Source organism: Paraburkholderia atlantica (genome assembly GCF_009362785.1).
Lineage (GTDB): Bacteria > Pseudomonadota > Gammaproteobacteria > Burkholderiales > Burkholderiaceae > Paraburkholderia > Paraburkholderia atlantica.
The window spans coordinates 95,924-111,017 of record NZ_WHNQ01000025.1; the positions used below are offsets into that span (position 1 = coordinate 95,924).

Below are 15,094 nucleotides of genomic sequence, written 5' to 3' on the forward strand. Positions count from 1 at the left end.
GCCCGTGCTCGCTGACGCACTGGCGCGACATCGCGGGTCCCCGCTTTTGAGTCAGCGCATTTTGGCGATATTATGCATGCGGGTCAAAGGTCGCGTGTCGGGGTGGCACGCGTTTGACTGCACGGTATGGCGCAACACTTCGCGTGGCATAAGATCGGCTGACCGTGGCGCCGTCCATGGTCCGGCGAATCAACGAAAACGGATAAAAAAAGCAAATGGCCAACCTGATTGCAACGCTGCGCAATGCAGCCGGCGGAACCGGTGTGCCCTGGCGGATGCGCTGGCTGACGGGGCTCGCGGGACTGATCGTCGGGCTTACTGTCTATGGCGCGCATGCGCAGCCGGGCGCGCGGCAGTCACTGGCGCTGGCGCTCGACGTGCAGGGCAAGATCGCCAACACCAACGACGCCGCGCATCGCACCTATCACTTCGACGAGGCTCAACTGCTCGCGCTTCCCGTGCATACGATCACGACTTCGACCACCTGGACACCGCGCTCGACGTTCGCCGGTCCCAGGCTCGCCGACATCCTGAAGGCCGTCGGCGCGCGCGGCACCGAAATCGAGCTTCACACGTACGACGATTACACCTACACCGTTCCGGTCGCGGACTGCGAACGCTACGGCGTGATCGTCGCGTACAGCATGAATGGCCAGCGCCTGAAACTCAGCGACTTCGGGCCGCTGTTTCTGATTTATCCGCGCGACGCTTTTCCGGGTGAACTGACTGGCGCGGTCGGCGACTCGAAATTCGTATGGCAGATCAAGGCCCTCATCGTCAAATAGCGCGCCGTCCGTGGCGGCGCGTCGTATACGTGCTGATCTGGCTGATGGCGCTCGCGGCGCCCGTCGGCGCGATCGGCTATCTGCTGTATGCGAACCTGTTGAACCCGCGTGCGACCGAGCAGTTGACCGGCACCTACGACGGTTTCTACTGGGACGCCGCGCAACTGCAGATTGCGTACGCTCGCTTCGAGAACCAGCTGCTGCTGTATCAGTCCGGCGCCGACGACGACTATCAGCGGCTGCTGCTGCGCTTCCAGCTGCTGCAATCGAAGCTGCGCGTGATGGCCGGTTCGACGCAGCGGCTCTCCACGCAGCTAGCTCTGTTGCAACGGCAGATCGACGAAATCAAGACGCTCGAGGACGTGCTCGACGACATCCAGCCCGAGATCGACGTACTGCCGCGCGACCGCACCCGTGCCGCGCGAATCGACGCGCAGCTCCGTCAACACTGGAGCGACGTCAACGATCTCGCGCTGTCGCGCCGTTTCGCCGATGTCGCCGACCGCGAAGCGATGAACCGCGATTTCATCGACAAACGCCGCATGCTGTTCGCGGGCGGTCTGGTGCTGCTGTTGCTGTCGGCGGCGGCGACGCTGCTGCTCGTACTCAACGGCCGGCGCCGCACGCGGCTCATGCGCCAGCAGCGCGCGGCACTCGAAGCCGAGCATCAGGCGAGCCGCGCGGCGCGCGAGGCGAGTCTCGCGAAGGATGCGTTTCTCGGCATGATCAGTCATGAGCTGCGCACGCCGTTGCATGCGATCGTGTCGTCGGTGGAACTGCTCGGCTTCCACTATCACTCGGAGGCCGACCGCAAGGTGATCCAGCGGCTCGAAACCGCGGCGCGCCATCTCGAAGCGCAGATGAAGGACCTGACCGACTACGCGCGCCTCGGCGCCGGCAAGCTCGAACTGCGGCACCAGCATTTCGAGCCGCGCGAACTGCTGGCGTCGATCGTCGATGAACACACAATGTCCGCCCAGGCGCGCGGCCTCAAGCTCGAAAGCGAGGCGAGCGGCGTGAGCGGGCTCGTCGAGTCGGACCCGCACCGCATCCGGCAGATCGTCAACAACCTCGTCACCAACGCGATTCGCTACACCGAGACCGGCACGGTGCGCGTCGAGCTGCGGCAGGAGCCGGCGCTGCTGGTTTTCGTCGTCAGCGATACGGGACGGGGCGTGCCGTCGGAGCAGATCCCGCTGATCTTCGAGGAGTTCACACAGCTCGACGCGTCGCGCACGCGCCGCTTCGAAGGCGCGGGCATGGGGCTCACGATCGTGCAAGGGCTCGTCAAGCTGTTCGGCGGCACGGTGGATGTCGCGAGCACGGTCGGCGAAGGCACCCGCTTCACGGTGACGATTCCGGTCGTGCCGGTCGCGACCGTCGAGCCCGCCGACGTCGCGGCGCAAGCCGAGCCGGACGGCGCGCAGCCGTGCGTGCTGATCATCGACGATAACCGCCTGATCCGCGAGTCGCTCAGTGAAATGGTCGCGCACATGGGCTACGACTCGCTCGCCCTCGGCAATGCCAACGACGCGCTCGAGTGGCTCGATACGCACCGCTGCGAAGTGGTGCTGCTCGATCTGCATATGCCCGAACGCGACGGCTATACCTTTCTCGAGGACTTCGCGGCGCGCGGCGGACCGTCGGCGGGCGTGCCGGTGATCGTGGTCAGCGCGTACGCGCCGGAGATCGCGCGAGATGATGAAGGTGGGGGGAGTGGCGCGCCGTCGGTGTTCGAGGCGCTGCTAAAGCCAGTCCATTACGAGGATCTGAAGCACGCGCTGCAGCGGGCGCTAGCGGCGCGGCATCAGGCGTGAGGGCGTGAGGGTGTGAGGTCGCGAGGGCGGCGTTCCGCGCGTGGTTCAGGGGCGATTCAGCCGCTTCGACAGATCGGCGACGAGGATCGCCATGCGCGCGGGCTTCTCGTAGCAGGCGACGTCGTAATCGCGAATCACCTCGCTAATCTCCGATTCGCTGGCCTTGCCGGTCAGCAGCTCGCCGGTCAGCACGAAGATCGGTGCATCCGGGTTCTCCGACGCGCGCACCGCGCGAATTGCGGCCGCCGAGGTCTGCGAGCCGAACAGCCAGTCGATGATCACGCCGTCGAACACCTGCGTCTGCAACTGCTCGCTGAAGGCCGCGAGCCCATAGATCGCGACCGCCGTGAAGCCGCTGCGCTCCAGATAGTCGCGCAGGTTATCGGCGCTCGCGCAATCGTCGTCGACGACCGCGATGGCGGGCTTGTCGGTTTCGGCGCGGCGCGGATAGATCTCGATCTTGTGGACTTCATAGGCGCTTTGATACAGCGCGCCATCATGACGCGACACACGCCATTGACCGAGCCGCGAATAAGCGACGAACTCCGGACGGCTACCCGGTTCGAGCGCGGCGCCGACCCACGCGGTACAGGCGATTTCGGTCGCGCCGATGCAGAACACCGCTTCCTGGGCGATTGCGCCGACCACGCCCGGATCGAGCGACTGCGCGCCGAACAGCTGCGCCGCCGGTTCGTCGAATACCTCGGCGACTTTCTTGATCTGCGACAGCGTCCACGGACTATTGCCGCGCAGTTTGCGGTGCCCCTGAGAAAAACTCAGATCGAGGATGCGGCATAGCTCCGTGGTTTGCTGGCGCTTGCCGATTCCATGCCGGCTCATCAACTCGCGCACGCGCTCGGCGACCGCGATGGAGTCGGGTGAGTGTGTTTCGTTGGCCATACTGCGTGAAAATCCGCGAGTTAAAAGGTACAGGTGGTACGCGCTCGACAGGCGCAAGCCGACCCTGCGCATGCAATGCGCATGAATCGGCCACGCGGGGACAGCAAATGTACCGTAAAAAAATTCACTGTTTATGATTTTGTCAGACCGTCGCCGAGGCCGCTGATGCGAGCGACGCAGCCGTCGCGCGGGTGACTTTTGATGCATGGAGCATCAAAAAGCATTCTACCGGTGAATCGATGACGAAACCGTAGGGAATCCACGAATGAGGCGTGCGCAAGGCAACAGTTCCGGCTTCTGGCCACAAAGCGTTCAGCTTGCCGGCATCGTGTCGAGGCGGGCCGCCGAGTTTTGAAGTCCTTTGAAGATCCGCTCGGCGACTTTGTCCGGAAAGCGCTCGGGCAACTCCGCCGACACCCGCTCGATCACACCGGGTGTCTGCTCGATCAGACGCTGGATCAGCGGCTCGGCGTTAGCGCCGTACGAGCACTTCAACGCCATTGCGTTGAAGTGCCGCCGCTGCACGTCGCGAAACGCATCGTGCTTGCTGCGCGACCACAGACCCATCGCAAGCCGTGCCTTGTACCACGACCACTGGTTCGGGCCATTGCCTTCGACCGGCCAGATCGACATCACGTCGTAAAGCGGCGTCAGGCGGTACTGGCCACCCGCGAGCAGACGGATGCTGAAGTTCTTTGCATGGCCGTCCGGCGCGGCCAGCATCCAGAACAGGATCTGGCTCGCGAGCAGGGTCTCGAGGTCCTGCCGCGCATCGACCGACTGCTGCAGAATCCGCGCGAGGTCGAGCACGCCGGGGCCACCCTCGTTTTCGTACTTGCGATGCGACGGCACACCGTACACCTGGCAGAAATCTTCCTGCGGCAAACGCAATAGCCATGTGCCGCTCGAATGCATCTGCCGGTCGAAGCGTTCGACGGCGAGCACGCGCTGCTTGCCGAAGCTGAGCACCTCGGTGTTGGCGACCGGCAGGCCGAACTCGCGCAGAATCCGCATGCACAGCCACTCGTTTTCGACCGACGTGCTCAGATCGGCAAGCCGGTTGCCGACCAGCCCGAGCGGCAGCTTGAAGATATGCGTGGTCGGCGTCGCGCCGTGCGGCCGCTGCCATTGGCCGTCGTGCCACAGCAGCGCGGTTTTCTCCTGCGCGCCGGCGAGCGAGATGCGGAAGTCGTCGGCTTCGTCGGGCGCGCCGAGGGTCGGTTTGCCGACGGTTTGCGCAAGCAGCGCCTCGATGTCGTCGTCGGAAAGCGGCGTGCCTTCGATGCGCTGGACCCCGGCCGGGGCGTCGTCTTCGGCGAGCAGCTGGACCGCGCCGACGCAGTCGCGGCCGATGGCCTGCAGCAGGTCGAACGCGTCGAGCGTTTCGGTGCGGTAGCGTTGCGCGATGCGTTTGCGGATCGCGTCGCTATCGGGCAGCAGGTTGTCGAAGTAGTTGAGCACCCGCGGCCCTTTGTGCGTCATGTTGCCGGGCGTGAACGGCATTGACAGCGACAGCGGACGACCCGCGGGCGACGCGATCCAGGCGGCGTCGTAGGCGAACTCCATCGGGCCGCGGGAGGGCAGGCGCCAGCTGCCGACGCGCTCGCCGTTGGCCCACACCGACAATGCCTTCGAGGCGGTTTGCCGGGCCATCTACCACTCGACGTTCGGTGCCGGCTCGGCGCTCGGCTGATTTTTGTCGCGCAACTGGAGTTGCAGGCCGTAGGCGCCGCACAGCGCGAGCAATTGGGTGAGCGTGAGCCCGCTCGCATCGGTTTCGAGCGCGGAAATGCGGCTTTGGCTGACGCCGACTCGCGCGGCCGCCTCGGTCTGCGTGAAGCCGGCCTGGCGGCGGCTGGCCGCTAGCAGCTGCGCGAGCTGGTCCGAGGTGGTGATCAGATGGAGCATGGCAGATTATCTGTGAGACGAATAAACGAAATTTATGCGTTAGGCGAATAATTGTCAAATATTCGCATCACAGATAATGGCCGAATATTCGTTTGACCGATAATCGGGGATTCCGGCAGGAGCCGGCCGCGCCGTCCCGGTTGCGACCGGCAGCGGTGCCGAGCTCCCGCGGCATTGCGGACAATGGCTGCCACTGCGAAGATGACGCCCACATCTCAACCCGCCCAACCATGACCACGACTTACCCGCTGCACTCGACCTTTACGCCCGCCGACCAACCGTTTCCCAGCCGCGCCGACGTCGTGATCGCCGGTGCCGGCATCATGGGCTGCGCGGCCGCTTATTACCTGGCGCGGCGCGGCCTGTCGGCGGTGGTGCTCGACAAGTCGCGGATCGCCGGGCAGCAGTCGTCGCGCGCGTGGGGCTTCGTGCGTCAGCAGGGTCGCGAAGCCGCCGAGGTGCCGCTGATGATGGCGAGCATTCCATTGTGGAAAGAACTCGAACGCGAGCTGAACTTCGATCTCGAATGGCGCCAGGGCGGTTGCCTGTATGTCGCCACCAATGACGAAGACTGGACCTCGTTCCAGCAGTGGATCGAGGTCGCCCGTCAGTATGGCCTCGACACCCGCACGCTCGACCGCGGGCAGATCGACGCCGTCGTCACCGGCATGCAGGGCCCGGCGCTCGGCGGCCTGTACACGCCGAGCGACGGTCAGGCCGAACCGCGCCGTGCCGCGGCGGCGTTCGCGGCGCGCGCGGCCGAATCCGGCGCGCTGTTTTTCGAGGGCTGCGGCGTGGTCGGCGTCGAACGGGCTGGCGGCGCGATCGCCGGTGTGGTCACCGAGCGCGGCACGATTCGCACCTCGCGGTTGATCTGCGCGGCCGGCGCGAGTAGCTGGCGGCTGCTCAGGACGCTCGGCCTCGAACTGCCGCAGCAGGCGGTGCGCGGTACCTGCATGCGCACCAATCCGCTGCCGCCGGTCACGGCGTCGACGTTCTGGGGCCACGGCCTCGGCATCCGGCAACGCGCGAACGGAGCGATCAATCTCGCCGACGACATGCAGGTCGACGTCGACATGACGCTCGGCCATTTCCGCGCGCTCAAATGGTTTTTGCCGGAACTGTGGACGCAGCGCGACAAGTTCAGCTTCCATCTGAACGGCGCCTGTCTGCGCGATCTGCGCGAGCGTCTGCCAGGCGGCGTGCCCGACGCCGAACGTGTGCTTTATCCGCGTGACCCGCATCCGCAGCCGAACCCGAGCCACGCGCCGCGCGCGCTGAACAAGCTGCGCGCGCTGTTTCCGGCATTGCGCGACGCCCAGGTGGTCGAGGCGTGGGCGGGCCTGATCGACGTGTTGCCCGATGGCATTCCGGTCATCGATGCGCCGCCGCACGTTCCGGGCCTGACGATCGCGACCGGCTTTTGCGGACATGGGTTCGCGATGGGGCCGATCGTCGGCAAGCTGCTGGCGGAACTCAACGATGGCGGCAAGGCGTCGCTCGATCTGTCGGCGTTCCGTTTGCAGCGTTTCTTCGACGGCACGATGAAGCGGCCGCGCAGCATGCTGTAACCGCGCGCAACCCAATCCAACTCAATCCGACCGATACCACCGATGAGCGAACCCGTTCTCCGCCACGCCGATGTCCCGTACTACACGCAATGGGGCAGCCCCGAGTGGGTGCGCGACATCGTCGAACAGCAGCGCGATCCGTGCGACGACCCGCACTGGCGGCGCAGCGGTTTCGCCGACCCCGAGCGCTATCGTTTCTGGGCGCAACGCCTGTGCGGGCTGACGTGCCTCGAATCCGCGCTCGACTACTGGGGCATCGATCATGCACCGCGCGCCGCATTGCTCGACGACGCGCTGCGGCACGGCGTGTATCGGCTGCGCGACGATGGCGGCGTCGACGGTCTGATCTACCGGCCGTTCGCCGACTGGGCGGGCCCGGCGTTCGGTCTCGATATCGACGTGCTGCCGCAGGCGTCGCTCGAGGAAATCGCGGCGCGGCTCGACGCCGATACGCTCGCAATCGTGTCGGTGAGCCCCGAGATCCGCTATCCCGAACGGCCGAATCAGCAGCGGGGCGGCCATCTGATCCTGCTGCACGGCCGGGATCGCGATGGCGTGTGGTTTCACAACCCGTCGGGCGTCGCGCCGCATCAGTCCGACGTGTACCTGCCGTTCGCGACGATGTCGCGTTTCTACGCGGGGCGCGGGATGACGCTCGGCCGCCGCACGCGCTAGCTGGCGCGCTGGGCATGACGCGGCGTTCGCGATTCGGGTCTGCTTCCTGCTAACGCAGCATCTTCGACGTTCGACCTATCGGATCTGCCATGAATCGAGCCTTCCGCCTGCTGGCCGCCAGCCTCGTCGTGCTCGACGCCGCCGGCGCCGCGAATGCCGCGACCCGCGACGAGCAGGCCCATGCGTGCCGTCACGATGCGTTCCATTTCTGCGCCGCGGAGATTCCGCACCGGGCGAAGATCATCGCCTGCATGAAGCGGCACCTCGACGAACTGAGCCCCGCGTGTCGGGCGATGTTCGGCAACGGCAACGGCAACGGTAACGGCAAGAACGGCGACAAGAATCGTGACCAGAACGGCGGGAAGTAGGCGCCCACACGACTGGTCAATTTTTTCGCGCTCGGTTACGGTGACGCCATGCCCACTCCATCCAGCATTGGACCGTCCCGCCCATGACCCGCCCGACCACGCAGATCTTCGACGCCGCCGCCACCGCGCGGCTGATGCCTTATGCGGCGCTTGTCGACGCATTGCGGCGCGCAAGCATCGACTACGCGCAACAACGCATCGTGAGCCCCGAGCGGCTCGTCGTGCCGCTGAACGCCGGCGGCATCATGCTGTCGATGCCCGCCACCGCGCCCGATCTCGCCATCCACAAGCTCGTCAACGTGTGCGCGAGCAACGGCGCGCGCCATCTGCCGACGATCCACGGCCAGGTCATGGCTTTCGATGCCGATACCGGCGAGACGCTGTTCGTCCTCGACGGTCCGACCGTGACGGGCCGCCGGACCGCGGCGATGTCGATGCTCGGCATCGCGGCGTTCGCCGCGCGCACGCCGCGCGAATTCCTGCTGATCGGCACCGGCACGCAGGCGCTGAACCATCTGGAAGCAATCGGCGAACTGTTTCCCGACGCGCTGGTGTGGGTCAAGGGCAGCGGCCCCGCGCGCGCCGAAGCGTTCTGCGCGGCGCAGCGCGGCAAGGTGCGTGAGTTGCGGCCGCTCGCGGAAGCGGGCGCGACGATCCCGGTTTCGGTCGAGGTCGTGATCACGTTGACCACCAGCAAACAGCCGGTCTACGACGAGCCAGCGCGTGCCGAGCGGCTCGTGATCGGCGTCGGCGCTTTCACTCCGCAGATGGTCGAGATCGGCGCAACGACGATCGCGGGCAGTGTGCTGTTTGTCGACGACGAGGCCGGTGCGAAGCACGAGGCCGGCGATTTCATCCAGGCCGCCGTCGACTGGGCGCGGGTGGGCGGGATCGCCGCGGTGCTCGGTAAGACGCAGCCCGGGCCCGCGGGGCCGGTGGTGTTCAAGAGCGTCGGCTGCGCGGCGTGGGATCTGGCCGCGTGCCGGGTCGCGCGTGACGCGCTGGCGCGCGGCTGACCGTTAGCGGCGCACCCGCCAAAATCACGCAAAATATCCCGAAAAAACAACCGTGTGGCGCGCAAGCTTGGCAACTTGCGCTAACCTGCGGCAGATGTTGCCGTGCAAACTATCTCAAAACGTTGCACCATAGATGTTTGCCGGAAAAAGCGCCATACCGGACGTGAGCCATAGCCCGTCCGCCCGCCGCCGATTCCTGATCGACGCCTTCCCCCTAGACGCTGCGACCGTGCCATGACGACCCAACAAGCTCCTGCCACCCCCGACCTGCCGCTCGACATGATCATCTTCGGCGGCACCGGCGACCTGTCGTTCCGCAAGCTGCTGCCCGCGCTGTACATGGCGCATCTGCACTGCAACCTGCCGCCGGACACCCGCATTCTGACGATCGGGCGCAAGCCCTGGTCGCGCGAGGAATACATCAGCGAATTCATGGAGCAGAAGGCCAAGCCCTTCATCGACAAGAAGGCGTTCGATGCGTCCGCGTGGGACAAATTTCTCGCGATTTTCGAATACGTGCGGATGGACGTCGATTCGCCCGAGGACTACCTGCGCCTGAAGGAAGCATCGCGCGACGGCGTGAACCGCGTGTTCTATCTGGCGACGTCGCCGGATCTGTTCACCAATATCTGCGACAACCTGTCGGCGGCCGGGCTCGTCGACGCCCTTTCGCGCGTGGTGCTCGAAAAGCCGCTCGGCCACGATCTCGCGTCCGCGAAGGAGATCAACAACGCAGTCGGCAAGCATTTCGAGGAAGCGCAGATCTACCGGATCGACCACTACCTCGGCAAGGAAACCGTACAGAACCTGATGGTGCTGCGCTTCGGCAATCCGATTTTCGGGCCGCTGTGGCAGGCGCCGTACATCAAGAGCGTGCAGATCACGGTGGCCGAAACGGTCGGCGTGGGCACTCGCGCGGGGTTCTACGACAAGACCGGCGCGCTGCGCGACATGGTGCAGAACCACCTGCTGCAACTGCTGTGCATCGTCGCGATGGAGCCGCCGGTGTCGCTCGATCCCGACGCAGTGCGCGACGAAAAGCTGAAGGTGCTGCGCTCGCTGCGTCCGATGACGCCCGAGGACATCGCTCGCGACACGGTGCGCGGCCAGTACACGGCGGGCGCGGTCGACGGCGAGGCGGTCAAGGGCTACCTCGAGGAAGAAAACGTGCCGGCGGGGAGCCGCGCCGAAACCTTCGTCGCATTGCGCGCGCGGATCAACAACTGGCGCTGGGCCAACGTGCCGTTCTTCCTGCGCACCGGCAAGCGGATGCAGAAGAAGCTGTCGGAGATCGTCATCGAGTTCTCCGAGCTGCCGTTCTCGATCATCCCGAGCAATGGGCGCACTTACGGCAATCGTCTGGTGATCCAGTTGCAGCCCGAAGAGTCGATCCAGCTGCAGGTGCTTGCGAAAGAACCCGGCAGCGGCATGCACATGGTGCCGGTGAACCTGAACCTGGACCTGCAGCAGGCGTTCACCGAGCGTCGCGCGGAAGCCTATGAGCGGCTGCTGATCGATGTGATCCGCGGACGGCTGACGCACTTCATGCGCCGCGACGAACTCGAAGCCGCATGGGCGTGGGCCGAGCCGATTCTCGACGGCTGGGCGAAGTCGGGCGAGCGGCCGCGCTCGTATTCGGCGGGCACGTTCGGACCGGCGGCATCGACCTCGCTGATGACGCGGGAGAACGCCGTGTGGGCGGAGGAATCGCAGTAACGGGCTTTTGACAGCGCTATTCGAGGCGGCTCGCGACGTTGCAGTGGCGTCGCGAGCCGCTTTTGCTTGGGCTGTGGCTGGCGCGTTGATTGTTCGTCATTCATATGGCTTGCGCCTATGATGGTTTCCTTGTCCGCGTCACTCAGCGGCATTCCAAATGAGGCATCGATGAGGCGAATTCTCGTGGCATTGATCTGGGCGGCAAGCGTGGCAACCACACTCAATCTCACGGCTTACGCCAGCAACGGTGTCAATGCCCTCAGCGATCCGCCGAAGGTGATCATCGACAGCGACTACAACACGCTCGGCGACGACGGCCAACTCGGCGTGATGGCCGCGCAATTGCAGGCGCAGGGTTCGCTGGAAGTGCTCGGCATTACCGTGGTCTCCGGCAATCAGTGGCTGAAGCAGGGCGTTGCCGATGCGTTGAAATCGGTCGAGCGGCTCGGCGTCGACCAACAGATCGGCGTGTATGCGGGCGCCAATTACGCGTTGTCGCACGACTTCACGACGATCCAGCGGGAACTGAAGGCATTCCCCGGTGGTGACGGTTACATTGGCGCATGGAGCAAGCGCGAGCCGAAATCGGCTGACGAGCTCGTCGCGCCGCCGGACGGCTTTGCGACGCACACGAAGGTGCGGAGTCAGAGCGCGATCGACTTCATCGTCGAGTCGGTGAAGCGCTATCCGGGCGAGGTGACGATCCTCGCAATCGGCCCGTTGACCAACATCGCGTTGGCCACGCGCGAGCATCCCGAGATCGTGCCGCTGATCAGGCAGATCATTTACATGGGCGGCGCGATCGACGTACCCGGCAATACCACGCTCACCGCCGAATTCAACTGGTGGTTCGATCCGGAAGCGGCGAAAACAGTGCTGCGTCTGCCGATCAAACAGACGGTGATTCCGCTCGACGTGACGAACACCGTGAAAATGGACAAGGCGCTTTACGATCGCATTGCACACGATCCGGCGAAGCAGACCATCATCACGCAACTGTTCAGGACGCTGAACGGCTACGGCTACGACGGCAAAAACGGCTTCGAGACCGATCCGAACTACACGACGAACATCTGGGACACGCTGACGCTCGCGTATCTGATGCATCCGTCGTTCGCGACGCAGACCGTCGAGGAGTGGGTGGACGTGGATACGAGCTTCGGCGCCAACGATGGCAAGGCAACGGGCTACAGGAGTTCGCCGCCGCCGGGATTGCAGAAGATGACAGTGGTCAAACGATTTGATAATCCGGCGTTTTTCAATTTCTATGTCGATCTGTTGACGCGGCCGGTGCCGGTGCGGCCGATGGACTGATCGACGCGCGAGCGCCGCGCGCCCGCACCCGCTTTACGCGGGATGCAGGCCGCGCAGCAACTGACGCACGCGCGACAGATCCTGCTCGACATGGCCGGCTTTCTCGAACAGCTCCGCGAGCCAATCGACGAACGCGCGCACGCGCGGCGACACGCGGCGGTTCTTCACGTATGCGACCGAGACCGGCATCGGCACGGGTTTCCATTGCGGCAGCACTTCATGCAGCAAGCCCGAATCGAGGTAAGGCTGTGCGGCGATGCGCGCGGGCTGGATCATGCCGAGGCCTTGCAGCCCGCAGGTCAGGTACGCCTGTTCGTCGCTGACTTGCACGAAGCCATTGAGCTTGACCTTACGCGCTTCGCCATCCACTTCGAAATCGAAGTCGCATTCGCGGCCGCTATGTGGCGACACGCAGTTGACCGCGACATGCGCGCGCAGCTCATCGAGATCGGCGGGCGTGCCGTGGCGGGCCAGATAGGCTGGACTCGCGCAGGTGACCTGATCGAGCGTGCCGAGTTGCCGCGCGACGAGATTGGAATCGGGCAATTCACCGAGCTGGATGCTGCAGTCGATTGCCTCGGAAACCATATCGACGGTGCGGTTGCTGACGCCGATCGCGAGATCGAGGTTCGGGTAGAGGGCGTGGAATTCGTCTAGCGATGGAAGCACGATTGCGCTTGCTACTGCGCTTGGCATTTCGATCCGGAGGCGGCCTGTCAGGTTGTCGGTCGAATTGCGGATACTGGCTTCCATTTCGTCGATGTCGGCGAGTATTTGCGCGCAGCGTTCGTAGTAGGCGGCGCCTTCTGGCGTGATGCTCAGACGGCGCGTCGTGCGGACTAAGAGCGCGGTGCCCAGCAGGGCTTCCAGGTTCTGGACGATCGTCGTTGCGGTTGCGCGCGGAATGTTTAGTGATTCCGCTGCGCGGGTGAAGCTGTTGGTGTCCACAATTCGGATGAATGTGCGCATTGCAGTTATTCTGTCGATCACTGGGATGCTCCAAATGAGGTTTGTCTTTTTTGCCTGCGGCGGTTGTTTTTGTCTTTGTTCTTTGCGGTGTTGGCCTTTCCTTGCTGACTTATCGGTCTATTGGCGTTGCCCCTGTGCGGGGCGGCACCTACTTTCTTTGCTGCTGCAAAGAAAGTAGGCAAAGAAGACAGCTCAAACCGCTAACTCTTAAGCGGGTCCCTCGGTCCACATGAGGTAGTGGTGCATCTGGAATCCGTGCCCTCGCACATTCGACGGCAGTGACAAAGCCGTCATCCATCCCACTCCGCACTGCGTGCGTCGCGGACCGGCATGCAAGGGAAACCAGTGTGTTTTTTTGTGCTAGTGGGGCCATCGGCGGCGCCTCGGCGACACGCCGAACCAACCAATGGTTTGAGAACAGTGCTTCGGCGCGCGCAGCGCCGCCGGAGATATGACTGCCTTGTCACTAACGCGGAATGTGCGAGACGACAGATTCCAGATGCACCACTACCTCATGCGGACCGAGGGACCCGCTTAAGAGTTAGCGGTTTGAGCTGTCTTCTTTGCCTACTTTCTTTGCAGCAGCAAAGAAAGTAGGTGCCGCCCCGCACAGGGGCAACGCCAATAGACCGACAAGAAATCAAGGAAAGGCCAACACCCTAAGAACACAGAAAAAGAGCGAAGGCAAAAAAAACACAACAACAAACAAAACCCCGCGCCACAGGCGCAAAAAAAGCCACCCGCTGCGCGGACAAAAAAAAGCAACTATTTCCGCAGGGAATCCATATCAATCACAAACCGATACTTCACATCGCTCTTGAGCATCCGCTCATAAGCCTCATTGATCTTCTGCATCGGAATCATTTCAATATCAGAAGTAATGCCATGCTCCCCGCAGAAATCGAGCATTTCCTGCGTCTCGGCAATACCACCAATCAGCGACCCAGCAAGGCGCCGCCGCTTAAAGATCAGATTGAACACCTGCGGCGACGGATGATCATGCTCCGGCGCACCGACCAAGGTCATAGTGGCATCCCGCTTCAGCAGATTCAAAAACGGATTCAGATCATGCTGCGCAGCCACCGTATTGAGAATGAAATCGAAGCTATTCACATGCGCTTCCATCTCCTGCGGATTCTTCGAAACCACGACTTCATGCGCGCCAAGCCGCTTCGCATCCTCGATCTTCGACGGCGACGTCGTAAACAGCACGACATGCGCGCCCATCGCCCGAGCCAGCTTCACACCCATATGGCCGAGTCCGCCGAGGCCGACAATCCCGACCTTCTTGCCCGGGCCCACGCCCCACGTGCGTAGCGGCGAATACGTGGTGATGCCCGCGCACAGCAGCGGCGCGACACTCGCAGGGTCGAGATTCTGCGGAACGCGCAGCGTAAACGCCTCGTCGACGACCAGTTGCGTCGAATAGCCACCGTACGTGACCTGTCCGTCGACGCGATCGACACCGTTATACGTGCCCACCCAACCGTTCTCGCAATACTGCTCGAGACCTTCCGCGCAGCTCGAACAGGTGCGGCACGAATCGACCAGACAGCCGACCGCGACCAGTTCTCCGACTTTGTACTTCGTTACGTTCGAACCCACCGCGGTCACGCGGCCCACGATTTCGTGGCCCGGCACCACCGGGTACATCGTGTTCTTCCATTCGTTGCGCGCCTGATGCAAGTCGGAATGGCACACGCCGCAGTACAGCACTTCCATCTGCACGTCATGGGCGCGCGGTGCGCGGCGCTGGAATTCGAATGGGGCGAGCGGCGTGGTGGCGTCGGTCGCTGCATAGGCATACGTCGTGCTCATGGGTAGCTCCAGCAAAGAGGGTGATGGTGCAACATGCGACGCGCCGGCGATACGCAACACCAGGTTGCGGATGCGGCGGGCCGCAGCATGAACCGGAATCGGGGAGCGGGCATCGGTGACCAACATTCGCGTTGGCCAATGACCGCAGCACGCTGCACGCGGCGAGAAGGGCGATCCGGCAGGGTTCCCATATTAGGAGTCCGGCACCCGTCGCGGAATACCTGATTGTCTTGAAGA

13 protein-coding genes are annotated in these 15,094 nt (G+C 63.9%); 8 read left to right on the forward strand and 5 right to left on the reverse strand.

The window, feature by feature from the left end; all coding sequences use genetic code 11:
• Nucleotides 1-215: 215 nt before the first annotated feature.
• Entirely contained in the window at nt 216-785 is a 570-nt protein-coding gene (locus GCT19_RS29040; RefSeq protein ID WP_018433131.1) for a molybdopterin-dependent oxidoreductase, read from the forward strand.
• Nucleotides 755-2,602: an ATP-binding response regulator gene (locus GCT19_RS29045; RefSeq protein WP_152853851.1), complete on the forward strand. Its 1,848-nt coding sequence runs from the start codon at nt 755-757 to the stop codon at nt 2,600-2,602. The genes GCT19_RS29040 and GCT19_RS29045 overlap by 31 nt, the downstream gene beginning before the upstream one ends.
• A 45-nt stretch (nt 2,603-2,647) precedes the next feature.
• On the opposite strand, the gene GCT19_RS29050 is transcribed toward GCT19_RS29045, so the two are convergent.
• From GCT19_RS29050 to GCT19_RS29060, 3 genes are all read right to left on the reverse strand, one after another.
• Complete coding sequence (locus tag GCT19_RS29050) at nt 2,648-3,502, reverse strand: helix-turn-helix domain-containing protein (protein ID WP_152853852.1); 855 nt, start codon at nt 3,500-3,502, stop codon at nt 2,648-2,650.
• A gap of 312 nt (nt 3,503-3,814) precedes the next feature.
• The gene (locus tag GCT19_RS29055) at nt 3,815-5,155 is read right to left on the reverse strand and encodes a type II toxin-antitoxin system HipA family toxin (RefSeq protein ID WP_152853853.1); all 1,341 of its coding nucleotides are present in this window, start codon (nt 5,153-5,155) and stop codon (nt 3,815-3,817) included.
• Entirely contained in the window at nt 5,156-5,410 is a 255-nt protein-coding gene (locus GCT19_RS29060) for a helix-turn-helix domain-containing protein (RefSeq protein ID WP_018433135.1), read from the reverse strand.
• Between the two features lie 230 nt (nt 5,411-5,640).
• Between GCT19_RS29060 and GCT19_RS29065 the strand changes: the two genes are divergently transcribed.
• The 6 genes from GCT19_RS29065 to GCT19_RS29090 all read left to right on the forward strand — a co-directional run bounded on the left by GCT19_RS29065 (nt 5,641) and on the right by GCT19_RS29090 (nt 12,070).
• Entirely contained in the window at nt 5,641-6,981 is a 1,341-nt protein-coding gene (locus GCT19_RS29065; RefSeq protein WP_152853854.1) for an NAD(P)/FAD-dependent oxidoreductase, read from the forward strand.
• 42 nt (nt 6,982-7,023) lie between these two features.
• Entirely contained in the window at nt 7,024-7,656 is a 633-nt protein-coding gene (locus GCT19_RS29070; RefSeq protein ID WP_152853855.1) for a C39 family peptidase, read from the forward strand.
• 89 nt (nt 7,657-7,745) lie between these two features.
• Nucleotides 7,746-8,024 (forward strand): hypothetical protein, encoded by a 279-nt coding sequence (locus tag GCT19_RS29075; protein ID WP_018433138.1) that lies wholly within the window; start codon nt 7,746-7,748, stop codon nt 8,022-8,024.
• A gap of 83 nt (nt 8,025-8,107) precedes the next feature.
• Nucleotides 8,108-9,040 carry a bifunctional Delta(1)-pyrroline-2-carboxylate/Delta(1)-piperideine-2-carboxylate reductase gene (gene lhpI, locus GCT19_RS29080; protein WP_152853856.1) on the forward strand — a complete coding sequence of 311 codons (933 nt, stop codon included), beginning with the start codon at nt 8,108-8,110 and terminating at the stop codon, nt 9,038-9,040.
• Nucleotides 9,041-9,274: 234 nt separating this feature from the next.
• Complete coding sequence (gene zwf / locus GCT19_RS29085) at nt 9,275-10,756, forward strand: glucose-6-phosphate dehydrogenase (protein WP_152853857.1); 1,482 nt, start codon at nt 9,275-9,277, stop codon at nt 10,754-10,756.
• Between the two features lie 168 nt (nt 10,757-10,924).
• A complete protein-coding gene (locus GCT19_RS29090; RefSeq protein WP_152853858.1) occupies nt 10,925-12,070 on the forward strand; it encodes a nucleoside hydrolase in 1,146 nt (381 codons plus the stop codon).
• Nucleotides 12,071-12,103: 33 nt separating this feature from the next.
• On the opposite strand, the gene GCT19_RS29095 is transcribed toward GCT19_RS29090, so the two are convergent.
• Both GCT19_RS29095 and GCT19_RS29100 read right to left on the reverse strand, forming a co-directional pair.
• The gene (locus GCT19_RS29095) at nt 12,104-13,060 is read right to left on the reverse strand and encodes a LysR family transcriptional regulator (RefSeq protein ID WP_026228225.1); all 957 of its coding nucleotides are present in this window, start codon (nt 13,058-13,060) and stop codon (nt 12,104-12,106) included.
• Between the two features lie 744 nt (nt 13,061-13,804).
• On the reverse strand, nt 13,805-14,857 hold the full coding sequence (locus GCT19_RS29100; RefSeq protein ID WP_152853859.1) for an NAD(P)-dependent alcohol dehydrogenase: 1,053 nt from the start codon (nt 14,855-14,857) through the stop codon (nt 13,805-13,807).
• Between the last annotated feature and the right edge of the window lie 237 nt (nt 14,858-15,094).

Bases quoted from the DNA above. Each gene is read 5' to 3' on its own strand.
- GCT19_RS29040 (WP_018433131.1), top strand. From the start codon at position 216: ATGGCCAACCTGATTGCAACGCTGCGCAATGCAGCCGGCGGAACCGGT.
- GCT19_RS29045 (WP_152853851.1), top strand. From the start codon at position 755: ATGGCAGATCAAGGCCCTCATCGTCAAATAGCGCGCCGTCCGTGGCGG.
- GCT19_RS29050 (WP_152853852.1), bottom strand. From the start codon at position 3,502: ATGGCCAACGAAACACACTCACCCGACTCCATCGCGGTCGCCGAGCGC.
- GCT19_RS29055 (WP_152853853.1), bottom strand. From the start codon at position 5,155: ATGGCCCGGCAAACCGCCTCGAAGGCATTGTCGGTGTGGGCCAACGGC.
- GCT19_RS29060 (WP_018433135.1), bottom strand. From the start codon at position 5,410: ATGCTCCATCTGATCACCACCTCGGACCAGCTCGCGCAGCTGCTAGCG.
- GCT19_RS29065 (WP_152853854.1), top strand. From the start codon at position 5,641: ATGACCACGACTTACCCGCTGCACTCGACCTTTACGCCCGCCGACCAA.
- GCT19_RS29070 (WP_152853855.1), top strand. From the start codon at position 7,024: ATGAGCGAACCCGTTCTCCGCCACGCCGATGTCCCGTACTACACGCAA.
- GCT19_RS29075 (WP_018433138.1), top strand. From the start codon at position 7,746: ATGAATCGAGCCTTCCGCCTGCTGGCCGCCAGCCTCGTCGTGCTCGAC.
- lhpI (WP_152853856.1), top strand. From the start codon at position 8,108: ATGACCCGCCCGACCACGCAGATCTTCGACGCCGCCGCCACCGCGCGG.
- zwf (WP_152853857.1), top strand. From the start codon at position 9,275: ATGACGACCCAACAAGCTCCTGCCACCCCCGACCTGCCGCTCGACATG.
- GCT19_RS29090 (WP_152853858.1), top strand. From the start codon at position 10,925: ATGAGGCGAATTCTCGTGGCATTGATCTGGGCGGCAAGCGTGGCAACC.
- GCT19_RS29100 (WP_152853859.1), bottom strand. From the start codon at position 14,857: ATGAGCACGACGTATGCCTATGCAGCGACCGACGCCACCACGCCGCTC.